Origin of the sequence: Pseudoalteromonas galatheae (genome assembly GCF_005886105.2) — a bacterium.
Classification (GTDB): Bacteria; Pseudomonadota; Gammaproteobacteria; order Enterobacterales; family Alteromonadaceae; genus Pseudoalteromonas; species Pseudoalteromonas galatheae.
Genome location: NZ_PNCO02000001.1, coordinates 2,001,819 through 2,021,819, shown reverse-complemented (window position 1 = coordinate 2,021,819; position 20,001 = coordinate 2,001,819). Strand labels below are relative to the sequence as shown.

Below are 20,001 nucleotides of genomic sequence, written 5' to 3'. Positions count from 1 at the left end.
GGTAATAAAATGATGAAAACTATAATGCCATTTTCTTTGGTAGGGCTTCTTGCGGCCTGTTCAAACACGACTATACCAGATGTTAAACGTCAGTTTATCGATGATGGTCAGGCTCATCCGTTGGTTGTGGTGTTAGGTGGTAGCGAAGGAGGGAATACACTCGCTAATCCTCAGTGGAAACCATTTTTAGATGGATTTAATGATATTGGTGTCTCAGTAGCTGCACTTGGTTATTATGGCACCGAAAATACATCGAGCAGTGCAGCTGAATTATCTTTGGATGATATAGCCAAACGGATAAAAGCATTGAGTGCAGACCCAAAGATAAACCCAAATTGCGTCGCGGTGTATGGTTTTTCTAAAGGAGCGGAGCTTGCGTTATTACTCGGTGCGCACTTTGATGAGATAAACCATGTCGTGTCCGTTATGCCTAGTCACGTAAGCTGGAATGCTGTTAAAACCTTGTCTTCTCGCTCGAGCTGGACGCTTAGCGGTAATGCTCTGGACTACATTGATGCACCCCTGTTGTCATGGAAAATGCAAAAGGGGAACGTAACGGGAGAGTTTACACCTGCCTTTGAGGCTGCATTGGCAGAGGCAACGCCTGAAGCAATTGCAGCCGCTCGCATCCCGGTTGAAAACACCAATGGGCCAGTGCTGCTGGTCTCTGCCAAACACGATGAAATTTGGCCATCGTACAAAATGGCCGGATATATTGAAGCTGGTTTACGCGAAGCTAATTTTTCTCATCCATTTAAACATATCGCACTTAACTCGGGTCACTACAGCTTTAACAAAAAAGTGCAAACTGAGGTAAATCAATTTTTAAGCGAAACCTTGGTCGCACATTGCGCGAATAAGTAGTAATGAATTAACCTTGCTTTTATATTCTTGGTCGTTGAAAAATTTACCGAGCTGCAGGTAACGTTGTGTCTGCAGCTTTTAGTCGCTTTGTGTATTTTGCTGGTGTGATCTGAAAGATAGTTTTAAATTCGCGAATAAGATGAGATTGATCAGCGTAGCCGCAATCTAGCGCGAGTTGAGCGATGTTAATGTCAGGCGTTTCTCTCAGTTTTTGTTTAGCCAATCGAACTCTATAAATGCGAGCTAAATGTTTAGGGGTTATCCCACAATGTGTTTTAACTTGTCTCTCTAATTGCCGTTTTCCGATCGGAGTTTGAGCATATGCTTGCTCTAAAGGGGTCATTGAAACAATATGCTCAAGGAGTATTTGGGTATGTAGGATAGAATTGTGGCGAGGAATTGGCGTATTCAATATCGGCTCTAGTAGTCGAAGTAATGCTGTCAAGTTGGCACTAGTTTGCAGCGTGTTCAACAAGGGTAATATATTATTGGGATTTGCTATAGGATGTTGCAGCGTTTTCAGAAATGCCAGTCCCGCGGGTTTAAACCGTATCCCGAAAAAACATGCCTGTTCAGAATAGTTGACTTTGCTAGACTGAATGGCAATTGGTTGCAGATAAAAGGGGGCTGTGAGCGGATTGTCATTGAAGCTAACGAGCCCACGAAGAGGGAAAATAAATCCAGTTGCCCCGTCGCTTGGAAGCCAAGTTTCTCCGCGCTTATGTGATTGTGCAAGCCAGATAGCTTGCACATAGTTAGCGATTTCACCTGTTGGGTTTATTAATTCAAGTGTTAGATCTGTGCTCATTGAACTCTACATTTGGCTTAAACATTTTAACGATCCGATTCCAGCTGTTGATGGCATTAATAGCGATAGTTAACGTGGCCAGCTCTTTATCATCAAATTCTATATTGAGTGTTTGATAAAAAGCGTCGTCAATCATTTGTGCGTTTGTCAGCTTTTCACAAAGCGCTAATGCTAGTTTTTCTCTATTGGAGTATAGCGGCATGTCTTGCCATGCACTTAATCCAATAATACGATTAGTGGTCTCACCATACTCTAGTGCTTGTTTAGTGTGCATTGCAATACAAAAAGCGCATTGATTGATTTGTGATGCTCTAAGTTTAACAAGCTCCCAGATTGTGACTCCAAAAGTAGCGTGGGCCTGCTGTTTTAATAACTCCTCTTGTCCCAATAAGTGCTGAATAAGCTCAGGTGCCTGATTGAAGTAGTCTGCTCTTTTCATCTCTGAATCCTCATGTTTAGTGATACGTATAGTGTATTGAGGTGTAAGCGGTAAAAATTGAAAAAAAACGTCTTTGTAATAAAATTTTAAGGAGGGAACACACAACTCTGCTTTAAAGGATGGTTGTTAAATAATGTGTGATGTAAACCTTGATCTAGCGCTTTATCATTTATCCATACTCAAAAAGATCTGGCTTCAAGCCAACAACACTCTCACAAATAAACAGCAGCAGTTAGAGCCAGTTAGTTTCGAATTATATAAAACGACTTTTGACATACTGGGCCTAAGTTTATCTCAAGCACATCAGCTACAGTTTCGATATGCACACGATTACGATAGTTTTATTGATGCAATAGTAACAATTGCTCAGCCAAGTAGTGAAAAAATAGCACTGCTAAAACATGTCACCTGCCAGATGCCTTGTCCCGACAGTTATCAAGAAAAAATAGCTGCAGTTCAGAATATGCCGGATGTACTCACTGAGGATGACCTAGAATGCTGGCGGGACAACGGTTATGTCATCGTTAAAAATGCAGTGAGTGCTGAAGGCTGTGCTAATGCGAGAAACGCGATCCAAGACTATTTAGAGATAGAGCTAGCAGATCCAAAGACTTGGTATAAAGTTAACAAAGGAAAAATGAGTCGCAGTATGGTGCATTTGGTACAACATAAAGCACTGGAAGACAATCGGAATTCGATGAGAATTCATAAGGCCTTTAGCCAGTTATGGCAGAGCGAACAACTGATAGTTTCAGCCGATCAGTGTGGGTTCAACCCGCCTGAAACTGTGCAATCTAGTTTTCAAGGTCCTGATCTACACTGGGATTTAGATTTCTCTAGGCAGCTTAAGTTTGGCACGCAAGGGATTTTGTATCTATCAGACACTGAAGAAAAGCAGGGGGCTACAACAGTTGTGCCCGGATTTCATACAAAACTAGAGTCATGGCTTGCATCTGCCCCATGGGATCCATGTATACCAAATACAGAGTACTTACATCAACTGGGTTCCAAAGCAATTGCAGCCAATGCAGGAGATATGATGATTTGGCACCAGTTTTTACCCCATGGTGGCAGTGCGAATACAGCAAACGCACCTCGTATAGTGCAATACATCAATATGCATCCATTCCCAGAAACGTAGAAAGTGAAAAAATCTCTATTTGGCTAAATTTTGTCTTAACTTGGCGGCGAGCAAACAGTAGTATGATTGTGAAGTTTGGGAGAATGTAGCAACTCACCACAAGGAAAAGCCGTCGATGCAATTAGCACAACTTAATATAGCCACCGCTAAATACCAAATGGATGCGCCAGAAATTCAATACTTTGTAGAAAGTTTAGACCGCATTAATTTACTCGCAGAGCAAAGCCCAGGCTTTATTTGGCGCTTAAAAGATGAAACAGGTAATGCAACAGAGATTAAGGCGTTTGATGATCCAAATATAATCGTGAATATGTCTGTGTGGCAGTCGGAGCAAGCGCTCAAAGGTTTTATGTTTAAAACCGCGCATAAAGAATTTTTGGCTCGCAAAAAAGAATGGTTTCACCGCGCTGAACAGGAAACCTACGTGTTGTGGTGGGTTGAAGAGGGCCATATTCCGACGTTAGATGAGGCAAAAGAAAGACTCGATTACCTGCGTCGTTTTGGAGATTCGGCTTATGCCTTTACGTTTAGAAATAGTTTCACCGAACTAGATGTAAGGGAGAGAGAAGCTTGTGAAGAAGGTTAATCTAGTGCATCGATGAATTGCTAATCAACCCTACAGGGCTTAGCATAAACCATTTGTTGAGCTGTGTGATGTGGTGAATAGCAGTGATGTTGGTGGTACACTAACCGCAGAACATTATGTATGGATTTGACCAAAAATGCGCGCGGCACTAAGAAGTAAGATAATAGAAGTATGTGATAAAAAAATCGCACAAAAAGGAGATAACGTTGGCGTATCATTTTACGCTTTTTTTGCCAATAAAAACACGGACCCTACACTACTTATGGAAGCGGCGACTTGGTGGATACAAACTCACGAACTAGACCACTTCGAAAAGGCGCTAAAGATAAAAACGATGATTGAAAGTGGGAAATAGGTCTTCAAGGATATTGTCATGGGTCATCAATCAAGATGACCCTGCTGGTATTTATAAGGTGTAAAACGATACAAAAAATACGGCAACAGATGCAAGTGCAAACATTGTGTACTCAGTGATGGTTTGTTTGCGTTTCTCATCATCAGTTTTTGGGGCAGTTGCTATCATTAGCAGGCTGGTGACAAACATTGCTAGTGAATATAAACATAAGATTGATAAGGTAGCATCTGTAAACATATAAGCCTCGACTTGGTTCCACTCATTTTAACTACGTGCATCATGGTCACACAGATCAACCTCAATACACGTTTATTTAAGTTGTATTCGCTTCTAATTACAGTAAATTATACTGTGTTTTTAGGTGTTTCTGAAAGGAGTAAAAGATGCAAGTTGAGTATTTTGTGGTTGACGCATTCACGCGTAAACGTTTTGGTGGCAATAACGCTGCAATCGTTGAAGTTGAAAATTGGCTTAGCGACGCTCTAATGCAGCAGATAGCCATCGAAAATAACCTTTCCGAAACCGCCTTTTTGAAGCCAATTGGTAACAATCATTATGAGATCCGGTGGTTTTCTCCAATAACTGAAATTGACTTTTGTGGTCATGCAACGCTCGCCGCTGCGTATGTACTTTTCAATCACAAGGGAAAATCAGGTGAGATAAAATTTCAAACCCAAGAAGTCGGGACACTCACTGTTAAGCAGGAGGCTGATGGTCGCATCGTGATGGAATTTCCGAGCTTAGCCCCTGAGTTAGCTGAAGCTCCCGACGTTCTATTAGAAGGGCTTAACGTAACACCGGCGCAGGTACTTAAAAATCGTCAAGCATACTTTGTGATTGTTGAGACTGAGCAGCAAGTTCGTAGTTGTGAGTACGACAGCGACAAACTGAAAATTCTTGCGCCTTTTGATGTTGTGGTGACAGCAAAAGGCGATGACGTTGATTTTGTGTCGCGCTACTTTTGGCCCGCCAATGGGGGCGATGAAGATCCGGTTACCGGTTCAATCCATGCTGGGTTAGCGCCGTACTGGGCTAAAATGCTAAACAAGCAGAAGCTTCTTGCACATCAGGCTTCAAAGCGTGGCGGTGAGCTATTTTGTGAAGTGACTGATACGAATGTCATCGTGTCTGGGTTTGGTGTACTTTACGCAAAAGGGATATTCGAAATTGATGACGAATAAAATTTACTTCATACAGGCAAAAGAAAGTGACTTTGATTATTTAGTGGCGCTGCGTAAAGCGACCATGGTGCCGCATTTAGAAAATGCAGGACTATTTTTGACTGAGGCTGAACATAAAGCTCGAGTATTATACGAATACTCGAGTTCACATTTGATATACGTGAATGAAAAGCGTGTTGGCTTGGCTAAGTTTAAGCAACGCGAACAAGACTATTACCTCTTTCAGCTGCAAATAGAGCCCCAGCAACAAGGAAAGGGTCTCGGTGCTCAAGTCATTAAAAGCTTGATAGAAACCCACTCAACATTGCCTTGGATATTGACCGTGCTTAAAGCGAATCCCGCGAAGCGTTTATACGAAAAGTTGGGATTTGTGCAGTTTGATGACGATGAGCATGAGTTTCATTTTAGGCGTGAACCTAATCCCTAAATTTAGTATTCTCTAGGCAATTTAAATTTAAAAGAGTTGTTATGGCAAAACAAATATGGGTTGATGCTGATGCCTGTCCCGTGGTGATAAAAGAAATGCTCTTTCGCGCAGCTGTGCGCACTTCTACCACGGTTACGTTGGTTGCAAATCAATATCTAAAAACGCCCCCGTCTCCTTTTATTCAAAAGCTTCAAGTCCCAAAGGGGTTTGATATTGCGGATAACGAAATCGTGAAGCGCGTTACTGAAGGTGATTTGGTTATTACCGGCGATATTCCACTTGCAGACGAAGTCATTGAGAAAAAGTGCACCGCACTCAACACGCGTGGTGAACTGCTGACGAAAGAAAACATAAAATCTCGCTTAAATATTCGTGACTTTATGGACACGATGCGTGCCAGCGGCGTACAAACTCAAGGACCACCGCCTTTGTCTCAAGCTGATAAGCAAAATTTCGCCAATCAATTGGATACTTGGATCACCAGAAACACAAAGGGGTAGGTATGGCTTACAAGGCAAGTTGTTTGTGTAAAGCGGTTCAGGTTGAGATCCGTGGGCCTATCAGCGATATCATTCATTGTCATTGCTCTTTGTGTCGTAAGTCTACAGGCACGGCTTATGCGACCAATGGTTTTGTGCTGTGGAGTGATTTTGTGATCCTAAGTGGCGAGGAGGCACTAAATATCTTCGAGTTTAAACCTGGAAGAAAGCGCCATTTTTGCAAACATTGTGCAAGTCCAATTTTTAGTTCGAACGAAAACGATCCAAAGCGGGTGAGATTGAGGCTTGGCATTTTGGACTCGGATATCAAAGAGCGGCCAATATCACATAATTTTGTCTCCTCAAAAGCCAATTGGGATGACTTAGATGCGCCGCTTCCTCGTTACGATGCATTTGAACCTAGCCGCGATTTATTGAAAACATTGAAAGGAAACTTATGACGGGCATTAGTGATTTATCTCAATTATTAAAAGACATTTCGCCGACACTTGATGAAACACCTTATATATTTTGTACAGTGCAAAAAAGCCTTGCTGAGTGCATGATTTTTGAACCAATTGCGACCTTTATGGAGCGCGAGGGGTTAACGTTGGTAGTCACCAAGCAAATGGCAGACGAGCACGGATTGGATTACAGCTGTGTGATGAATAAAATTACTTTGCAAGTGCATTCGAGCTTGGAAGCTGTGGGGTTAACTGCTGCATTTTCTAATGCACTGAAAAATGTTGATATTAGCGCGAATGTAATTGCTGGCTTCTATCATGATCATATTTTTGTGCCATTAAATGATGCTAAGCGTGCAATGTCTGCTATTCAGTCATTAGCTCAATGAAGCAGATTATTTAGATGCACTCAGGAGACACTGATATATTGTGTAGTACAATAATTAGTCACGCAAAACACTGGCTCCAAATATAATTCTTATCAGAAAGTTAATAAGGACAGGTATGTCAAAAATCGAATTCGTCTCTTATCAATTAGTTCCAGCAAGCTTTAACCCATGGCGCAAGGTATTCCTCGAAGTTGCTGACGAAATAATGGGAGTACTAGCGCACCCTGAACTTGAGCTTTTACATTTCGGTTCTAGCTCGTTTATGGTTGCGGGTAAAGGGATAATCGATATCTCTGTGTTGTATAAACCCGGAAAACTAGCTCAAGCTGTGACGCATCTAACACAGTTTGGGTTTGTCAACCAGCACAGTGATAATCCTTTTCCTGACACCCGCCCGAGAAAAGATATTGCAGTAATGTACCAAGGTGAAATGTTTCAAGTTCACGCACATGTGATTGAACAAGGTAGCGACGAGCATGTTAAGCAGAAAAAGTTTAAAGTTTATATGCTGGAAAACCCTGAAGCACGGTTAGAATACGAAGCTCAAAAACGACAAGTAATAGCCCAAGGGTTAGCTTCTCAAGATGAATATGGTAAGGCCAAAGCACCTTTTGTAAAACGTACTTTGAGTACACTGTAAAAGAAAGTTATTAAGGTTGGAGAGCTAAAGAGAGTATGGTTAGGTTGCTTGAATTGAGTTTAGAGCTTAGCCTGGCATGACTCCAACTTTAGTGAAATTGGTTCAATTAATTAAGTGGACTCACACGTTAAAGAGCAACCACTACATCGTGGCTGCTCTTTAACCAAAGAGCACTAGCTTTTATATGCTACTTTCGAAGTGGTTTCTTCTAGCTCTTTTGCCGCATCTGGGTCGTTGAATACGTCAACATCAAATTCATTTTCAGACTTAGCAACTACACAAGTCACCATACAATCACCGGTGATGTTAACCGCTGTCCTTGTCATGTCTAGCAGTCTATCGACACCGATGATAAGTGCGATACCCTCAACAGGTAACCCTACTTGATTAAGCACCATTGCAAGCATGATCAAACCAACACCAGGTACGCCTGCCGTCCCAACAGAGGCAAGAGTAGCGGTCAAGATAACCATAAGATAGTCATTGATGGTCAAGTCTACGGCGAATACTTGAGCGATGAAAACCGTCGCAACACCTTGCATGATTGCGGTACCATCCATATTAATAGTTGCACCTAGAGGGATTGTGAAAGACGCAACAGAGTTATGTGCACCCAACTTTTTAGTTGCAGTCTCAAGTGTAACAGGCATTGTTGCGCTTGAACTTGAAGTGCTGAAGGCAAACATACATGCGTCTTTCATCTTCTTCAGGAAAACAACTGGGCTCAAACCTGTTAACAGCTTAAATAAAATCGAGTAGTTAATAAATGCATGGATCAGCAGGGCGGCTAGCACCACCATAAAATATTTGCCGAGCTCGGCAATCAGCCCCATGTCGATAGTTGTAAACAACTTAGCCATCAAACAAAATACGCCATATGGGGCGACGTTCATCAATAATGTCACAAGCTTAAGTACTACAGTATTTAGGTCTTCAAAGACAGCGGCAAGACGAGCACCTGCGTCACCGCTTAGCGCCATAGCAATACCAAAGAGTAACGCAAAAACAATTATTTGAAGCATATTGCCGTTGGCCATAGCATCAATCGGGTTGGTCGGGAACATGTTGATTATGACTTGCACAAGTGTTGGTGCTTGCTTTGCATCGAATGATGCGCTACTTGGAATTTCAACGCCACCGCCTGGTGCAATAAGCAGTGCGAGTGTAATCGCTACCGTAATTGCAACGGCCGTAGTGATAAGATACAACCCGATAGATTTTCCACCTAAGCGGCCCAATTTTTTTGGGTCACTCAAACTGCATGTACCGCATACAAGAGAAATAAAGACCAAAGGGACGACAAGCATTTTTAAACTTGCAATGAAGATTTGTCCGCCGATATGGAACAGGCCGTCAACAAAAAAGCCTTTAATGGGCAGGTCAAACAGACCTAAAGGAATAAGTATTTCTTTGTTTTTACCTAAGATGGCTTGGAGTGCAAGGCCTAAAGCGACGCCTAGCACCATACCAATCATAATGCGCGCCGTTAGGCCCATTTTTTGATTTTCTGACATTGTCCTAACACTATATATCTCAAAACTGCTAAAGCTTAACAGGCTTGACGCAGATGAACAGCATTTCGCGATAGAAAATCTATCTAATCTAATAAAAAATTGTGATTTTATCGCTAAAATTGAGTTACTATTGAGCAATAATAAAATTAACTTAGCTAGGGAGATAGGTGAATGCCCTTAATGCGCTATTTTAGCATGATAATGCTAGCAATCTTACTGACCGCATGCGGTGGCGGTGGCAGTATCCAAAAAGACACAAATAACGGTGATGACAATACTGGAGGTGGCTTTTCTTTAACCCTAGACTTTAAAGGTGAGACGAACAGTTTATCACCTTCAAATGAGCTAATAGCCATTGCAACGTTAACCAATAATGGAGAGCCTATTTCTGGGGCAGTAGTCACTTTTGAAACGGATGCTTTTTCGCTGATCGACTCTTCCTCATCGGTAAAGATGACAACGGATGCAGATGGGAACGCTCAAGTGACTCTTCAAGCAACAGCAGCCGAAGGTCAAGGAGTTTTAACTGCAAGTTATAATCAGGGAGATGCTACCCTGTCAAAAGAGTTGGCTTTTGTTTCTGAGGGTTTGATAGAACTGGAAATTAATTCGACACAGTCTGAAAACAATAGGCTATCGAGAGCCGTGCCATTAAAAGTCGATATTATAGTTAAAGAAAACGGTAATACTGTAGAAGGTGCAAGAGTTGTCTTTCAGGTCGATCAGGTTGCAACTATGCTGCCAGAGTCAGGAGCTGTACTTACTAACGACGAAGGTATTGCTAGTGTTACCTTGATTGCAACGAGTATTGCTGGAGCAGGTCAACTTAGTGCAACATATGAGTCTAACGGTATCGTTAAAACTACGGAGTTCAACTTTACCTCTGTCGGCGATGGGGGCGGAGATTCTTCTAATCCGTACCAAGTTACCATATCGGCAGTTAATTTAGATGGTGATGTAAGCAATGTCTTAGGTAAAAACTCTCCGTTATTGGTGACAGCCGAGTTGACCTTTGAGGGAGCACCATTGGTTAATGAACGATTGCAATTTCAAGTTGATGATTTTGGAGTTATTGAACCAGAATCAGGTTTTTTATTGACTGACCAACAAGGCAAAGCTCGAGTAACACTTACAGCAAGTGAATTGGTTGGTGCTGGCCGCATTACAGTAACTTATGAAGAGGGCCAAGATGCAGCAAATCAGTACTTTAACTTTATATCTGAGGGAGCAACCTCTGAATTAGCTATTATATTGAGTGCTAAGACTGAGCAAGGTCAAGAAAGTCGAGAGTTATCCGCTGGTTCTCCATTAGTTGTAAGCGCTAAGCTGACCAAAGATAATGTTGCGTTAGCAAATAAAATTATCACTTTTGAATCTGATGATTTTGCGACACTTATTCCTTCATCTGGTCGGGTTCTTACTAATGCCCAAGGGGTAGCAGAAATAACCATGCAAGTCACTTCTTCAGCGGGTGCAGGCCAATTAATCGCGCGCTTTTCTGAAGGTGACGAGAGTGTTGCTCAAGTGCTTAACTTTTCATCTTCCGGCGATAATGCAAACAATAAAATAAAAGTTGAATCGAGTCTAATTGTCGATTGCGATGAGGGCTGGGAATCTTCTCGAGAGCAAGCCCAGTTGGATCCTGTTGCAGGGGGATGTCGTGTTGTTAATCAGGTTAGTTCGAATGAAAGTGCGGACATTTTTGTTAAGGTAACGTCCGATCAGTCAACTGATGGAATCAAGGCGTCCCTAGTGAAAGCTGAATCAACTCTTGGACAGGTATTACCAGCCACTGGTACGGCAATCACTGATAGCTTTGGTATCGCCTTATTGAAGCTTCAGCCAGGAACCCAAGGTGGAGCTGGTAAAGTAACGGTAACTTCACTGGATCATAATGATGTCCAAGACTCCTTCAATTTTGCGATTGGTGTAGCGGAGTTATCTGTAGATATTAAAAATGGCTTAGAGATAGAACCAGGCAACCCTCAAACCGGTTCCTTCCCATTAAAAGCAGGAGGAAGTACCGTCATTGTCGTTACACTAACTGATCAAGAAGGGAACCCTGTTACTAGTTCTATTGATGTTGAGTTTAGCTCATCTTGTAGTAGTCAAACTCCAGCATTGGCAGAACTGGATGAATTAGTTTCTACGTCAAACGGTATTGCAAAGTCTACTTACACTGCAAAAGGCTGTGCGGGGAAAGACACCATATCTGTCGTGATTGTTAACGGTAGTCAAACTATTACACAGACAAAAGATATTGTAGTTGAAAGTGCAGAGGCTCAAGCGATCCAATTTTTACCTGAAGAAAATGGATTTGAGAGATTTATTGCGCTTCCTCCAGGAGAAGGAGGTATCGCTACTCAGTCAGTGCTAAGTTTCAAACTTCTTGATGAAGATAACCGTTCTATAGCCGGCGCTAGGGTCGACTTTAAGCTTTCGGATGATCAAGGCGTTGCAGGGTTAACACAAGTTTCAGGTAACACGAACTCAAATGGTATCGTAAGAACAACAGTCAAATCCGGTGTTGTGCCTGGGCCGTTGGTTGTAACTGCCTGCTTGATACCTCAGGCAACTATCGATGAGCATGGAGAATATGTAACTTGTTGGCCTGAACTAGCTTCTCAATGTCAAACTAATCCAAATTCTGATGATCGTTGTCCAAAAGATAATGAAGAATTTTTTGTGATTCCTCTTAGTGAGCAGGTTTACAGTGTTTCTTCTCAATTGATCTTGAGTTCAGGTGTTACTGATCAAGACAGCTTTAGTTTATCGGCAGATGTCTTAAACCCCAACGCGTTAAATTACGATGGTGTAACTTCTAATTTAACATTGAGGTTTGGCGACCAATTTAATCAATTCAGCGCCGATGGTGTTGCTGCGACGATTCTATCTGAGGCAGGTACAATTGGAAGTATAGATTCAACTGATACATATGAATGCCGAACAGATAATGCGAGTTGTACAGTTGTATGGAGGAGTCAAGGAGATAGGCCATTTTATGGTTATGAATGGGGAAACCGGATTGGTGATATAGATGGAAATCCTGCGACTCATGAAGGAGTCGCTCCGCGTTTAAGAGAGTCCTTGACGACTGAAGCTGCAAGACGATCCAATACCAATTGGAACTGTGATCCCTACTTTGGCAACCCTGCCCCTTGCATTGGTGGCATGTTTAGACAAAAAAATGCCTCAGCTGCTGATAGCTCTGCAGAAGCGCTAAGGCGAGTGGTAATGGGTGGTCGAGTGAGTATTTTAGCTTATGTGAAAGGGCAGGAAAGCTTTAGAGATGAAGAGTCAATTTTAGATGGAGATGGTAACGTCGTTACTGCTCGTAGAAATGGCCAATTTGATGTTGGTGAATACCGTCCTGAATTTGACTTAACAGAAGCTTTCATTGATACAAACGAAAATGGTCGCTTTGATAAGAAAGACTGCGACAGCAACGCGGAACCGGATCCATGTTCGCCTCTGGGGAGTGCGACAGGTGGACATGATGACGTCTGGATTGATAGCAATAATAATGGTCTATTCGACTTTGATACCGACGGTGATGGCAGCTACGAAGGTGACGGTTTATATAATGGATTGCTTTGTTCTGAAGCTGCATTAGAAAAAGGAGAATGCTCTAGAGAACTTGTAAACGTATTTAGGCAAATGGAGCTAGTTATGTCTGGCGATGACACATTTGTTCGCTTTGCGGTTGCCTCAAATGATTGTACAAGTACGTCAGCATTGGTGCTAGAGACTTCAGGCCAATCAGGGCTTTGCGACATTTCTACTGTAGATTTTAATTTGGCTGAGAATAGAACACCTGTAACTGTGTATGTATATCTTTCTGATGAGTTCGGTAATCATCCTCCTGCAGGAACAGAGGTTGCGGTTTCTACCACTAATGGTGAAATTGATGGCGGGAGTGTATCTGCGACAGTACTAAATTCTAATAGTGATAAGCCGTACGCTTTTAGCTTTACAATAAAACCGGAAACTAGTCCAAATGAATCTAGATCAGGACAAGTAAGTGTGCGACTTACCTTTCCGGAGTTAGGTGATAGCGATTCAAAGGTGATAACCTTGGGGCCTAAAATTACCGTACTGGACGCTGGATAAAATGAAAAATGCCAACTTTCGGGTTGGCATTTTTGTTTCTATTCCTTTATATTCCCGTGCCTTAACCTTATATATATGAACGTGTCCCTAAATTGGCTGAATATTGTACATAAATTGGATAATAATTCGGTGATCAGGGAAAAGTTAGTATTTTTAGCTTGTAACAATAGGTGTTTGTAGATATACCTATAAGTAATTTAGCGCCCAAGTAAGGGCAAACATCAGACAGAATCGGTCAAAAATAGGCAGCTATGGGCAAATCGCTAGTAATTGTAGAGTCTCCCGCGAAGGCAAAAACAATCAATAAATACCTCGGCAAGGATTACATTGTTAAATCCAGTGTTGGTCATGTTCGAGATCTTCCTACCTCAGGCGCAGGTAAAACGAAAGGTTTGGCAACTAAGTCGCCAGCTGAAGTGCGTAAAATGTCACCTGAAGAAAAAGCGCAATATAAAAAGCAAAAAGATTATGCAAATTTAGTTGCGAGGATGGGGATTGATCCTGAGAAGGGTTGGGAACCACATTACGAGATTTTGCCAGGTAAAGAAAAAGTAGTTCAAGAACTGCAAAAACTCGCTGAAGATGCTGACCATATCTATCTCGCAACCGATTTGGATAGAGAAGGGGAAGCCATTGCTTGGCACCTTGAGCAGATTATTGGTGGCGATGAGAGCAAATATAAGCGTGTGGTCTTTAACGAGATCACCAAAAATGCGATAACCCAAGCGTTTGAAACACCTGGCCATCTTAATACTGACATGGTGTACGCACAGCAGGCAAGACGATTCCTTGACCGTGTTGTTGGCTTTATGGTGTCCCCGTTGCTTTGGCAAAAAGTAGCAAGAGGGTTATCGGCAGGTCGCGTACAATCCGTTGCGGTGAGGTTGCTTGTTGAGCGAGAACGTGAGATCAAAGCATTTATTCCTGAAGAGTTTTGGGACATTCACGCTGATGTTAAAGCAACAAAAGATGACATTCGTCTAGCGGTTACTAAGTACAAAGGCGAAGCATTTAAGCCAGTAAATAAAGCACAGGCTGATACTGCCGTACAAGTGCTTGAAAGCAGTGCTTATGAAGTCGTTAAGGTCGAAGAAAAGCCAAGTAAGAGTAAGCCAAGTGCGCCATTTATTACCTCGACAATGCAGCAAGCGGCAAGTACTCGTTTAGGCTATGGCGTAAAGAAAACCATGATGTTAGCGCAGCGTCTATACGAAGCGGGTTACATCACCTATATGCGTACGGACTCGACGAATTTATCAAACGACGCGTTAGAAATGTGTCGTGGCTATATTGATAGTGAATTTGGTAGTAAGTATCTACCAGAAGCACCACTGCGTTATTCCGCAAAAGGCAACGCCCAAGAAGCGCACGAAGCAATTCGTCCTTCTGATGTTGCGATCTTATCAGGTCATTTAGAGGGCGTAGAGGCAGATGCTAAAAAGCTCTATGAGCTTATTTGGCGCCAGTTTGTGGCGTGTCAGATGACGCCGGCAGAATATGACCTTACAACACTGACTGTTGCAGCAGAAGATTACACGTTAAAAGCGAAAGGCCGCGTGCTACGCTTCGATGGTTGGACACGTGTACAACCAGCCGTTCGTAAAAAGAATGAAGAAGAGCAGGCGCTTCCAAGTGTTTCAGTTGGCGATAAGCTCGATCTTATCGCGCTTGATCCTAAACAACACTTTACTAAACCACCAGCACGTTTCAGTGAAGCAAGCTTAGTTAAGGAATTAGAAAAACGTGGTATTGGTCGCCCGTCTACCTATGCAGCAATTATTTCAACGATTCAGGATCGTGGTTATGTCAGAGTTGAAAACCGCCGTTTTTACGCTGAAAAAATGGGTGAAATTGTTACTGATAGACTCGTTGAGAATTTCAATGATTTAATGGACTTTGACTTTACTGCAAAAATGGAGGGCCGCCTTGATGATATCGCAGAAGGCGAGCGTTTATGGACGCAGGTACTTGATAAGTTTTACGCTGACTTTTCCAACCAGCTAGAAATTGCAGCTGGCGATGAAAGTGAAGGCGGTATGCGACAAAATGTGATGGTCGAAACAGACATAGATTGCCCCACATGTTCACGTAAGATGGGTATTCGTACTGCTTCTACTGGTGTATTCCTTGGCTGTACAGGCTATAACTTGCCGCCAAAAGAGCGTTGTACCACCACAATTAATTTAGTGTCAGGTGATGAGGCGGTTGCCGCAGATGCGGATGAAGAGGCGGAAGCTGAATCACTCCGCCATATGAAACGTTGTCCAATTTGTGAAACGGCAATGGACTCATACCTTATTGATGAGACGAAAAAGCTTCATGTATGCGGTAATAACCCCGCATGTAAGGGCTATGTCATTGAAACAGGTTCATTTAAAATAAAAGGCTACGATGGTCCACTGATTGAGTGTGACAAGTGTGGCTCGGATATGCAGCTTAAATCAGGCCGTTTTGGTAAGTATTTTGGTTGTACAAATGAAGACTGTAAAAATACACGTAAGTTATTGAAAAATGGTGAAGCTGCACCACCGAAAGAAGACCCAGTTCCGCTTCCGGAACTAGAATGCGAAAAATCTGACGCGCACTTCGTGCTTAGAGACGGTGCTTCAGGTATTTTTTTAGCGGCGCACACATTCCCGAAATCACGTGAGACAAGAGCTCCGAAAGTATCAGAGCTAAAACGCTTTAGAGATAGAATTTCGCCTAAATTCTATTATCTGGCTGATGCGCCTGAGCAAGACTCGGATGGAAATCCAGCGATTGTTCGTTACTCTAGAAAAACCAAGACACAATATGTGATGACAGAAGTGGATGGTAAAGCGACGGGTTGGAAAGCGACGTATAGCAATGGTAAATGGGTAGAAGAAGAGAAAACTACCAGGAAAAAGAAAGCGTAACGGCTAGCTAAATATCGATAAGTGTCTTTAGGTGTATTGGATGTTTTGCCTAAAATGTTATTGAAAATAAAAGGCCGCTCAACGTGTTGAGCGGCCTTTTCATCATGAATACCATCACTTAATTAAGCGAACTGGTATTACTTAATGTCCACGTCTTTGACTTGTTGATAGCCAGTAGCTTCTAGCTCGTCGTTAACGCAATTCAAAACATATTTTTTCATCTCAGATGCTTGCACATCATCATCTTTTGCCCAATCAAGGCACATTTGAGTTAACTCTTGAACCAAATCTGCAGGCGCGACTGGTAACTCTTCATCGGCTTGTACTTGTACACAAGCAAAAAGAGATAGAGCGATTAATGATGAAACTAAGGTTTTCATTCGTGTTACCTGTTAGTTGAAAGAACAAGCATGTTTTAAAGCAAAATTTAAAATAAGGAAAACGAATTAATTTTCTCTTAAAGAGCAGAAAATTGATTCAAATTTACGTCAATAAATAGTGAGAAATGTAAGCGTTGATGCTACATTTATGGGTTCAATCAAACTTATTAAACATGGTGAAAATCAAAAACATGGAGCAAGAAACTAAGTCTGCGAATGAGCAATTTAATCGTTATGAATATCTACTAGAAAGAACCTTATTTAAAGGACGATGGCTGCTAGCGCCTTTTTTTGTTGGCCTACTACTCGCGATTGTGTTGCTATTACTTAAGTTTTTTAAACAGCTTTATGTGATGACCATCAGTGCGCTTACAGCGACAAATCAAGAGTTACTCATTGGCATCTTAACATTGGTTGATACGGCTTTACTGGCCGGGTTATTGATCATCATTATTTTTAGTGGCTACGAGAATTTTGTTTCTAAGCTTAATGTCGAACCACAAGAAGATAAACCGACTTGGATGGGGAAAGTTGGCTTCTCAGGGCTCAAAATTAAGCTGATCAGCGCCATAGTAGCGATATCTGCCGTAGAGCTGCTCAAGGTTTTTATCCATTCTCAAGATTTAACCAGTGAGCAGCTAGCTTGGAAAGTGGGCATACACATTACGTTCGTGATCTCTGGAGTGTTGTTTTCGGTCACCGACTTTATTAATAGTCGAACCCACTCCCATTAAATATAGCTGTTAGAAATGAGTGATAATCGACTTATGCTCACTATCACTCTGTTATTCTTAATAACGCTGTCTTTAGTTGTTTAAGCGCTTTTGCGCTACGCCTTTCCGATGCGAATTACACCTTTCTTAATCAAGCTTCTTATTACTGTAAAAAAGCAGTGACATGGCTATCACAACGTAACCTAATAATAGATATAGGGTGGTTGCTGATTGTTCGTGATTTAACAGGTAAGATTTAAATGCACTGTGTAAAATGACTACGAACATGCATGAAAGCGACAACGTAAGGGCGCTTTTAATTATACTCCCTAGCGCAATGCAAAGAACAAACCCGACTACAGAGCCCGTAAATATCACTAAGTAGAAAGCCACAGCCTCGAATGTGGAAAGGGCGCTACAAGCTAGTAATACTAGAAGTTGAAACAAGGATAGGCAAAAACCAAGTTTAACCGCAGAGATGTGGTAAGCCTGCTGTATCGTTTTAAGGCTTGAATAGATAGGGAGTAGGTATAGTTGATCCCATGTCATTTTAGTTTGTAGCTTGGACCAACTGACAAAAATAGCGAACATCAGAACAAGCATATCGGTAAAGCCAATAACAAAATCGAGTGTGACACCAAATAAGCCACTTGCCACAATGGCTAATAGCCCAGAGACAAGCAATATCTGACAGGTCTGTATCAACAGATTACCTGCGAAATAGCTCATTGGCATAAAAAATTGTCTAATCCCCCGAGTGAGGAAGTCTGGTACGAAGGTATTGCTCGGGAGCCACCCAGTTTGAATATTATTTAAGTAGGTTTGATATGCCAAATGATGCCATTGGCAGTGATGAGTCCGCCTCACTAACAGGTATGTTCCCATTAATATAAGGGGGACGGCAAGCAGTGCTAAAATTTGGGGGTTATTACCAAAAAACATAGCAAGCACGAGTGCGAGCATAAAAACGTAACTATTATGTTTGAAATACACGCTATTTCGAATACATAGTAAAAAGAAATTACCACCAAAACTCGTTGCAAACAGCATGGCATAAGCAACTTCTGACGCGGGGCGGTTGATAAGAGCAAGCGCATTGAGTAGGTAACCAATGACTAGAATTATCGCACCTTGCAAGTAAACGTGATGTTTAATTGCAGGGAATAGTAAGGCGCTTTCCTGTGCTTGTAATTTCACTAACTGCCAACAAAAGGCCATCCATAAAGCACTGATCGAGAAAACCAAACTAAATGCTTGTATATTTTGACCTTCTATCAAGGTTAAAAAAGGTGAAGCGATAGACGCTAAGATCCCAGGAATGAAAAAGTTTGCTGAGCCGCACTCTCGCAACCAAAATCCGGAAAACCCTGTCCACCAATTGCGCTGAGTTAATGTACTCATGCGTGTAGCTCCACAAAGAGCTGCTCAAGGTTGCTATGGCTTTGCTGTAAGTCCGCTGACCAGTTTGCACTGTCTTGAGCTTGATAAATGCTAAACCGTTCAGATTGGTGAAGTACGTTTCCGGATGGCAGTTTGCTTGTAAGGTGATGCGGAACAAGCCTAATTTGTTCCTTCAGTGTATCTAATTCACCAGTAACCAAGACCTTTCCATTTTTAATAATAGCAATATGACTCGCGACACGCTCAACGTCAGATGTAATATGCGAGGAGAAAAGTACACCAGAGCCGGACTCTAGCGCTAACTCGAATAAGTCCGACATAAACTCCCGGCGTGCAATGGGGTCGAGGCTTGACACTGGCTCGTCAAGGATCAGTAACTTAGGCCGATATGACATCGCCATTATCAGCGCTAAGCTTTGTTGTTGGCCAACTGAAAGGTTACTTACTAGCTTGTTTTCGTCTAACTCGAAGCGAGAAAACCATTCCTGCTCAAGCGTAATATCCCAATCTGGATAAAAGCTGCGATGCAGTGCGAGGGCGTCTTTGACTTTAAAGCCTTGATAGCCACAGGGCTGTTGTGGCACATAGCCAATTTGGCTCTTGCATGTAGGGCTCAGCTCTAGGTTGCTGCTGTTGAGGCAGCTAACCTCACCACTATTTTGTGCGATTAACCCAAGTGCAATCCGCAGAAGTGTCGTTTTACCGGCTCCGTTTCGTCCTAGTAAACCCATAACCATGCCCGGCTCAATAATAAGGTTTATGTCTTCTAGAACCGACTTGTCGGCAAATTTTTTATGGATTTTAGTGAATTGTAGTAGTGGGCTTGTCATTATTCTTGTCCCCAATTTTTATCAATCAATGATATTAATTCAGTCTTACTGATCCCAAGCTGTTTCGCATCACTAATTAAAATATCTAGGTTTTTATGGAGTAGATTATCGGTCTGTTGTGTAGTTTGCTGCGGTGCAACGCGTGTCGGCTGGCCGCGTCTTCGTTCAAGCCAACCTTGATCAACAAGTTGCCCGATAGCCCGGGAGACGGTCATCGGATTTACCGAGAAGTGCTCAGCTAGCTTTCTTACAGAAGGTAGCTCTTCTCCGGCTTGCGCTTTACCAGACACAATCAAACGCACTATCTGATCAAATAGCTGCTTATAAATTGGCTCTGCGCTGTTGGGGTTGACATGAATAAGATCTAGCATTACTCTAATTCT

Annotated in this window: 21 protein-coding genes; 13 read left to right on the top strand and 8 right to left on the bottom strand. The window is 42.2% G+C overall.

Translation table 11 applies throughout. The features are described from left to right. Positions 1-9 precede the first annotated feature (9 nt). Positions 10-864, top strand: coding sequence for an acyl-CoA thioester hydrolase/BAAT C-terminal domain-containing protein (locus CWC29_RS08890; protein ID WP_128726309.1), 855 nt, complete (start codon positions 10-12; stop codon positions 862-864). 43 nt (positions 865-907) lie between these two features. Here CWC29_RS08890 and CWC29_RS08885 read toward each other — a convergent pair whose 3' ends face one another. Then, positions 908-1,672, bottom strand: a complete 765-nt coding sequence (locus tag CWC29_RS08885) for an AraC family transcriptional regulator (RefSeq protein WP_138521521.1) — start codon at positions 1,670-1,672, stop codon at positions 908-910. Then, the gene (locus CWC29_RS08880; protein ID WP_138521523.1) at positions 1,650-2,111 is read right to left on the bottom strand and encodes a carboxymuconolactone decarboxylase family protein; all 462 of its coding nucleotides are present in this window, start codon (positions 2,109-2,111) and stop codon (positions 1,650-1,652) included. The genes CWC29_RS08885 and CWC29_RS08880 overlap by 23 nt, the downstream gene beginning before the upstream one ends. 133 nt (positions 2,112-2,244) lie before the next feature. On the opposite strand from CWC29_RS08880, the gene CWC29_RS08875 reads away from it, so the two are divergent. The 3 genes from CWC29_RS08875 (at position 2,245) to CWC29_RS08865 (ending at position 4,193) form a co-directional block, all read left to right on the top strand. After that, entirely contained in the window at positions 2,245-3,252 is a 1,008-nt protein-coding gene (locus CWC29_RS08875) for a phytanoyl-CoA dioxygenase family protein (protein ID WP_128726312.1), read from the top strand. Positions 3,253-3,367: 115 nt separating this feature from the next. Continuing rightward, positions 3,368-3,838 (top strand): DUF3291 domain-containing protein, encoded by a 471-nt coding sequence (locus CWC29_RS08870; RefSeq protein WP_138521525.1) that lies wholly within the window; start codon positions 3,368-3,370, stop codon positions 3,836-3,838. 136 nt (positions 3,839-3,974) lie between these two features. Continuing rightward, positions 3,975-4,193 carry a DUF6500 family protein gene (locus CWC29_RS08865; RefSeq protein WP_128726314.1) on the top strand — a complete coding sequence of 73 codons (219 nt, stop codon included), beginning with the start codon at positions 3,975-3,977 and terminating at the stop codon, positions 4,191-4,193. A gap of 51 nt (positions 4,194-4,244) precedes the next feature. On the opposite strand, the gene CWC29_RS08860 is transcribed toward CWC29_RS08865, so the two are convergent. Further along, positions 4,245-4,430, bottom strand: coding sequence for a hypothetical protein (locus tag CWC29_RS08860; protein WP_010604566.1), 186 nt, complete (start codon positions 4,428-4,430; stop codon positions 4,245-4,247). Between the two features lie 146 nt (positions 4,431-4,576). On the opposite strand from CWC29_RS08860, the gene CWC29_RS08855 reads away from it, so the two are divergent. The 6 genes from CWC29_RS08855 to CWC29_RS08830 all read left to right on the top strand — a co-directional run bounded on the left by CWC29_RS08855 (position 4,577) and on the right by CWC29_RS08830 (position 7,773). Next, positions 4,577-5,374, top strand: a complete 798-nt coding sequence (locus CWC29_RS08855; RefSeq protein ID WP_128726315.1) for a PhzF family phenazine biosynthesis protein — start codon at positions 4,577-4,579, stop codon at positions 5,372-5,374. After that, positions 5,364-5,801, top strand: coding sequence for a GNAT family N-acetyltransferase (locus CWC29_RS08850; protein ID WP_235956549.1), 438 nt, complete (start codon positions 5,364-5,366; stop codon positions 5,799-5,801). Before CWC29_RS08855 ends, CWC29_RS08850 begins: the two co-directional genes overlap by 11 nt. A gap of 41 nt (positions 5,802-5,842) precedes the next feature. After that, positions 5,843-6,301, top strand: coding sequence for a YaiI/YqxD family protein (locus CWC29_RS08845; protein ID WP_128726317.1), 459 nt, complete (start codon positions 5,843-5,845; stop codon positions 6,299-6,301). A 2-nt stretch (positions 6,302-6,303) separates the two neighbouring features. Further along, positions 6,304-6,741, top strand: coding sequence for a GFA family protein (locus CWC29_RS08840; RefSeq protein ID WP_128726318.1), 438 nt, complete (start codon positions 6,304-6,306; stop codon positions 6,739-6,741). Further along, a complete protein-coding gene (locus CWC29_RS08835) occupies positions 6,738-7,133 on the top strand; it encodes an ACT domain-containing protein (RefSeq protein WP_128726319.1) in 396 nt (131 codons plus the stop codon). The genes CWC29_RS08840 and CWC29_RS08835 overlap by 4 nt, the downstream gene beginning before the upstream one ends. Positions 7,134-7,248: 115 nt before the next feature. Continuing rightward, positions 7,249-7,773, top strand: a complete 525-nt coding sequence (locus CWC29_RS08830) for a GrpB family protein (protein WP_128726320.1) — start codon at positions 7,249-7,251, stop codon at positions 7,771-7,773. Between the two features lie 173 nt (positions 7,774-7,946). On the opposite strand, the gene CWC29_RS08825 is transcribed toward CWC29_RS08830, so the two are convergent. Then, the gene (locus tag CWC29_RS08825; protein ID WP_128726321.1) at positions 7,947-9,287 is read right to left on the bottom strand and encodes a dicarboxylate/amino acid:cation symporter; all 1,341 of its coding nucleotides are present in this window, start codon (positions 9,285-9,287) and stop codon (positions 7,947-7,949) included. Positions 9,288-9,458: 171 nt separating this feature from the next. On the opposite strand from CWC29_RS08825, the gene CWC29_RS08820 reads away from it, so the two are divergent. Further along, positions 9,459-13,397: a hypothetical protein gene (locus tag CWC29_RS08820; protein ID WP_138521527.1), complete on the top strand. Its 3,939-nt coding sequence runs from the start codon at positions 9,459-9,461 to the stop codon at positions 13,395-13,397. Between the two features lie 251 nt (positions 13,398-13,648). Next, positions 13,649-16,294, top strand: a complete 2,646-nt coding sequence (gene topA / locus CWC29_RS08815; protein ID WP_128726323.1) for a type I DNA topoisomerase — start codon at positions 13,649-13,651, stop codon at positions 16,292-16,294. Between the two features lie 137 nt (positions 16,295-16,431). On the opposite strand, the gene CWC29_RS08810 is transcribed toward topA, so the two are convergent. Beyond that, entirely contained in the window at positions 16,432-16,674 is a 243-nt protein-coding gene (locus tag CWC29_RS08810; protein WP_128726324.1) for a hypothetical protein, read from the bottom strand. 173 nt (positions 16,675-16,847) lie between these two features. Here CWC29_RS08810 and CWC29_RS08805 point away from each other — a divergent pair, with 173 nt between their 5' ends. Next, on the top strand, positions 16,848-17,408 hold the full coding sequence (locus CWC29_RS08805) for a TIGR00645 family protein (RefSeq protein WP_010605024.1): 561 nt from the start codon (positions 16,848-16,850) through the stop codon (positions 17,406-17,408). A 126-nt stretch (positions 17,409-17,534) separates the two neighbouring features. On the opposite strand, the gene CWC29_RS08800 is transcribed toward CWC29_RS08805, so the two are convergent. Genes CWC29_RS08800 through CWC29_RS08790 form a run of 3 tightly spaced genes read right to left on the bottom strand, consistent with a single transcriptional unit; the run spans position 17,535 to position 19,989 of the window. Beyond that, entirely contained in the window at positions 17,535-18,788 is a 1,254-nt protein-coding gene (locus CWC29_RS08800) for a hypothetical protein (protein ID WP_138521529.1), read from the bottom strand. Continuing rightward, positions 18,785-19,618, bottom strand: a complete 834-nt coding sequence (locus CWC29_RS08795) for an ABC transporter ATP-binding protein (RefSeq protein ID WP_138521531.1) — start codon at positions 19,616-19,618, stop codon at positions 18,785-18,787. The genes CWC29_RS08800 and CWC29_RS08795 overlap by 4 nt, the downstream gene beginning before the upstream one ends. Beyond that, the gene (locus tag CWC29_RS08790; protein WP_128726327.1) at positions 19,618-19,989 is read right to left on the bottom strand and encodes a GntR family transcriptional regulator; all 372 of its coding nucleotides are present in this window, start codon (positions 19,987-19,989) and stop codon (positions 19,618-19,620) included. Before CWC29_RS08790 ends, CWC29_RS08795 begins: the two co-directional genes overlap by 1 nt. Positions 19,990-20,001: the final 12 nt, after the last annotated feature.

Coding starts and splice junctions, on each gene's coding strand:
- CWC29_RS08790 (WP_128726327.1), bottom strand. CDS start 19,989: ATGCTAGATCTTATTCATGTCAACCCCAACAGCGCAGAGCCAATTTAT.
- CWC29_RS08845 (WP_128726317.1), top strand. CDS start 5,843: ATGGCAAAACAAATATGGGTTGATGCTGATGCCTGTCCCGTGGTGATA.
- CWC29_RS08865 (WP_128726314.1), top strand. CDS start 3,975: ATGCGCGCGGCACTAAGAAGTAAGATAATAGAAGTATGTGATAAAAAA.
- CWC29_RS08870 (WP_138521525.1), top strand. CDS start 3,368: ATGCAATTAGCACAACTTAATATAGCCACCGCTAAATACCAAATGGAT.
- CWC29_RS08835 (WP_128726319.1), top strand. CDS start 6,738: ATGACGGGCATTAGTGATTTATCTCAATTATTAAAAGACATTTCGCCG.
- CWC29_RS08860 (WP_010604566.1), bottom strand. CDS start 4,430: ATGTTTACAGATGCTACCTTATCAATCTTATGTTTATATTCACTAGCA.
- CWC29_RS08810 (WP_128726324.1), bottom strand. CDS start 16,674: ATGAAAACCTTAGTTTCATCATTAATCGCTCTATCTCTTTTTGCTTGT.
- CWC29_RS08850 (WP_235956549.1), top strand. CDS start 5,364: ATGACGAATAAAATTTACTTCATACAGGCAAAAGAAAGTGACTTTGAT.
- CWC29_RS08825 (WP_128726321.1), bottom strand. CDS start 9,287: ATGTCAGAAAATCAAAAAATGGGCCTAACGGCGCGCATTATGATTGGT.
- CWC29_RS08805 (WP_010605024.1), top strand. CDS start 16,848: ATGGTGAAAATCAAAAACATGGAGCAAGAAACTAAGTCTGCGAATGAG.
- CWC29_RS08875 (WP_128726312.1), top strand. CDS start 2,245: ATGTGTGATGTAAACCTTGATCTAGCGCTTTATCATTTATCCATACTC.
- CWC29_RS08830 (WP_128726320.1), top strand. CDS start 7,249: ATGTCAAAAATCGAATTCGTCTCTTATCAATTAGTTCCAGCAAGCTTT.
- CWC29_RS08840 (WP_128726318.1), top strand. CDS start 6,304: ATGGCTTACAAGGCAAGTTGTTTGTGTAAAGCGGTTCAGGTTGAGATC.
- CWC29_RS08855 (WP_128726315.1), top strand. CDS start 4,577: ATGCAAGTTGAGTATTTTGTGGTTGACGCATTCACGCGTAAACGTTTT.
- CWC29_RS08795 (WP_138521531.1), bottom strand. CDS start 19,618: ATGACAAGCCCACTACTACAATTCACTAAAATCCATAAAAAATTTGCC.
- CWC29_RS08800 (WP_138521529.1), bottom strand. CDS start 18,788: ATGAGTACATTAACTCAGCGCAATTGGTGGACAGGGTTTTCCGGATTT.
- CWC29_RS08820 (WP_138521527.1), top strand. CDS start 9,459: ATGCCCTTAATGCGCTATTTTAGCATGATAATGCTAGCAATCTTACTG.
- topA (WP_128726323.1), top strand. CDS start 13,649: ATGGGCAAATCGCTAGTAATTGTAGAGTCTCCCGCGAAGGCAAAAACA.
- CWC29_RS08885 (WP_138521521.1), bottom strand. CDS start 1,672: ATGAGCACAGATCTAACACTTGAATTAATAAACCCAACAGGTGAAATC.
- CWC29_RS08880 (WP_138521523.1), bottom strand. CDS start 2,111: ATGAAAAGAGCAGACTACTTCAATCAGGCACCTGAGCTTATTCAGCAC.
- CWC29_RS08890 (WP_128726309.1), top strand. CDS start 10: ATGATGAAAACTATAATGCCATTTTCTTTGGTAGGGCTTCTTGCGGCC.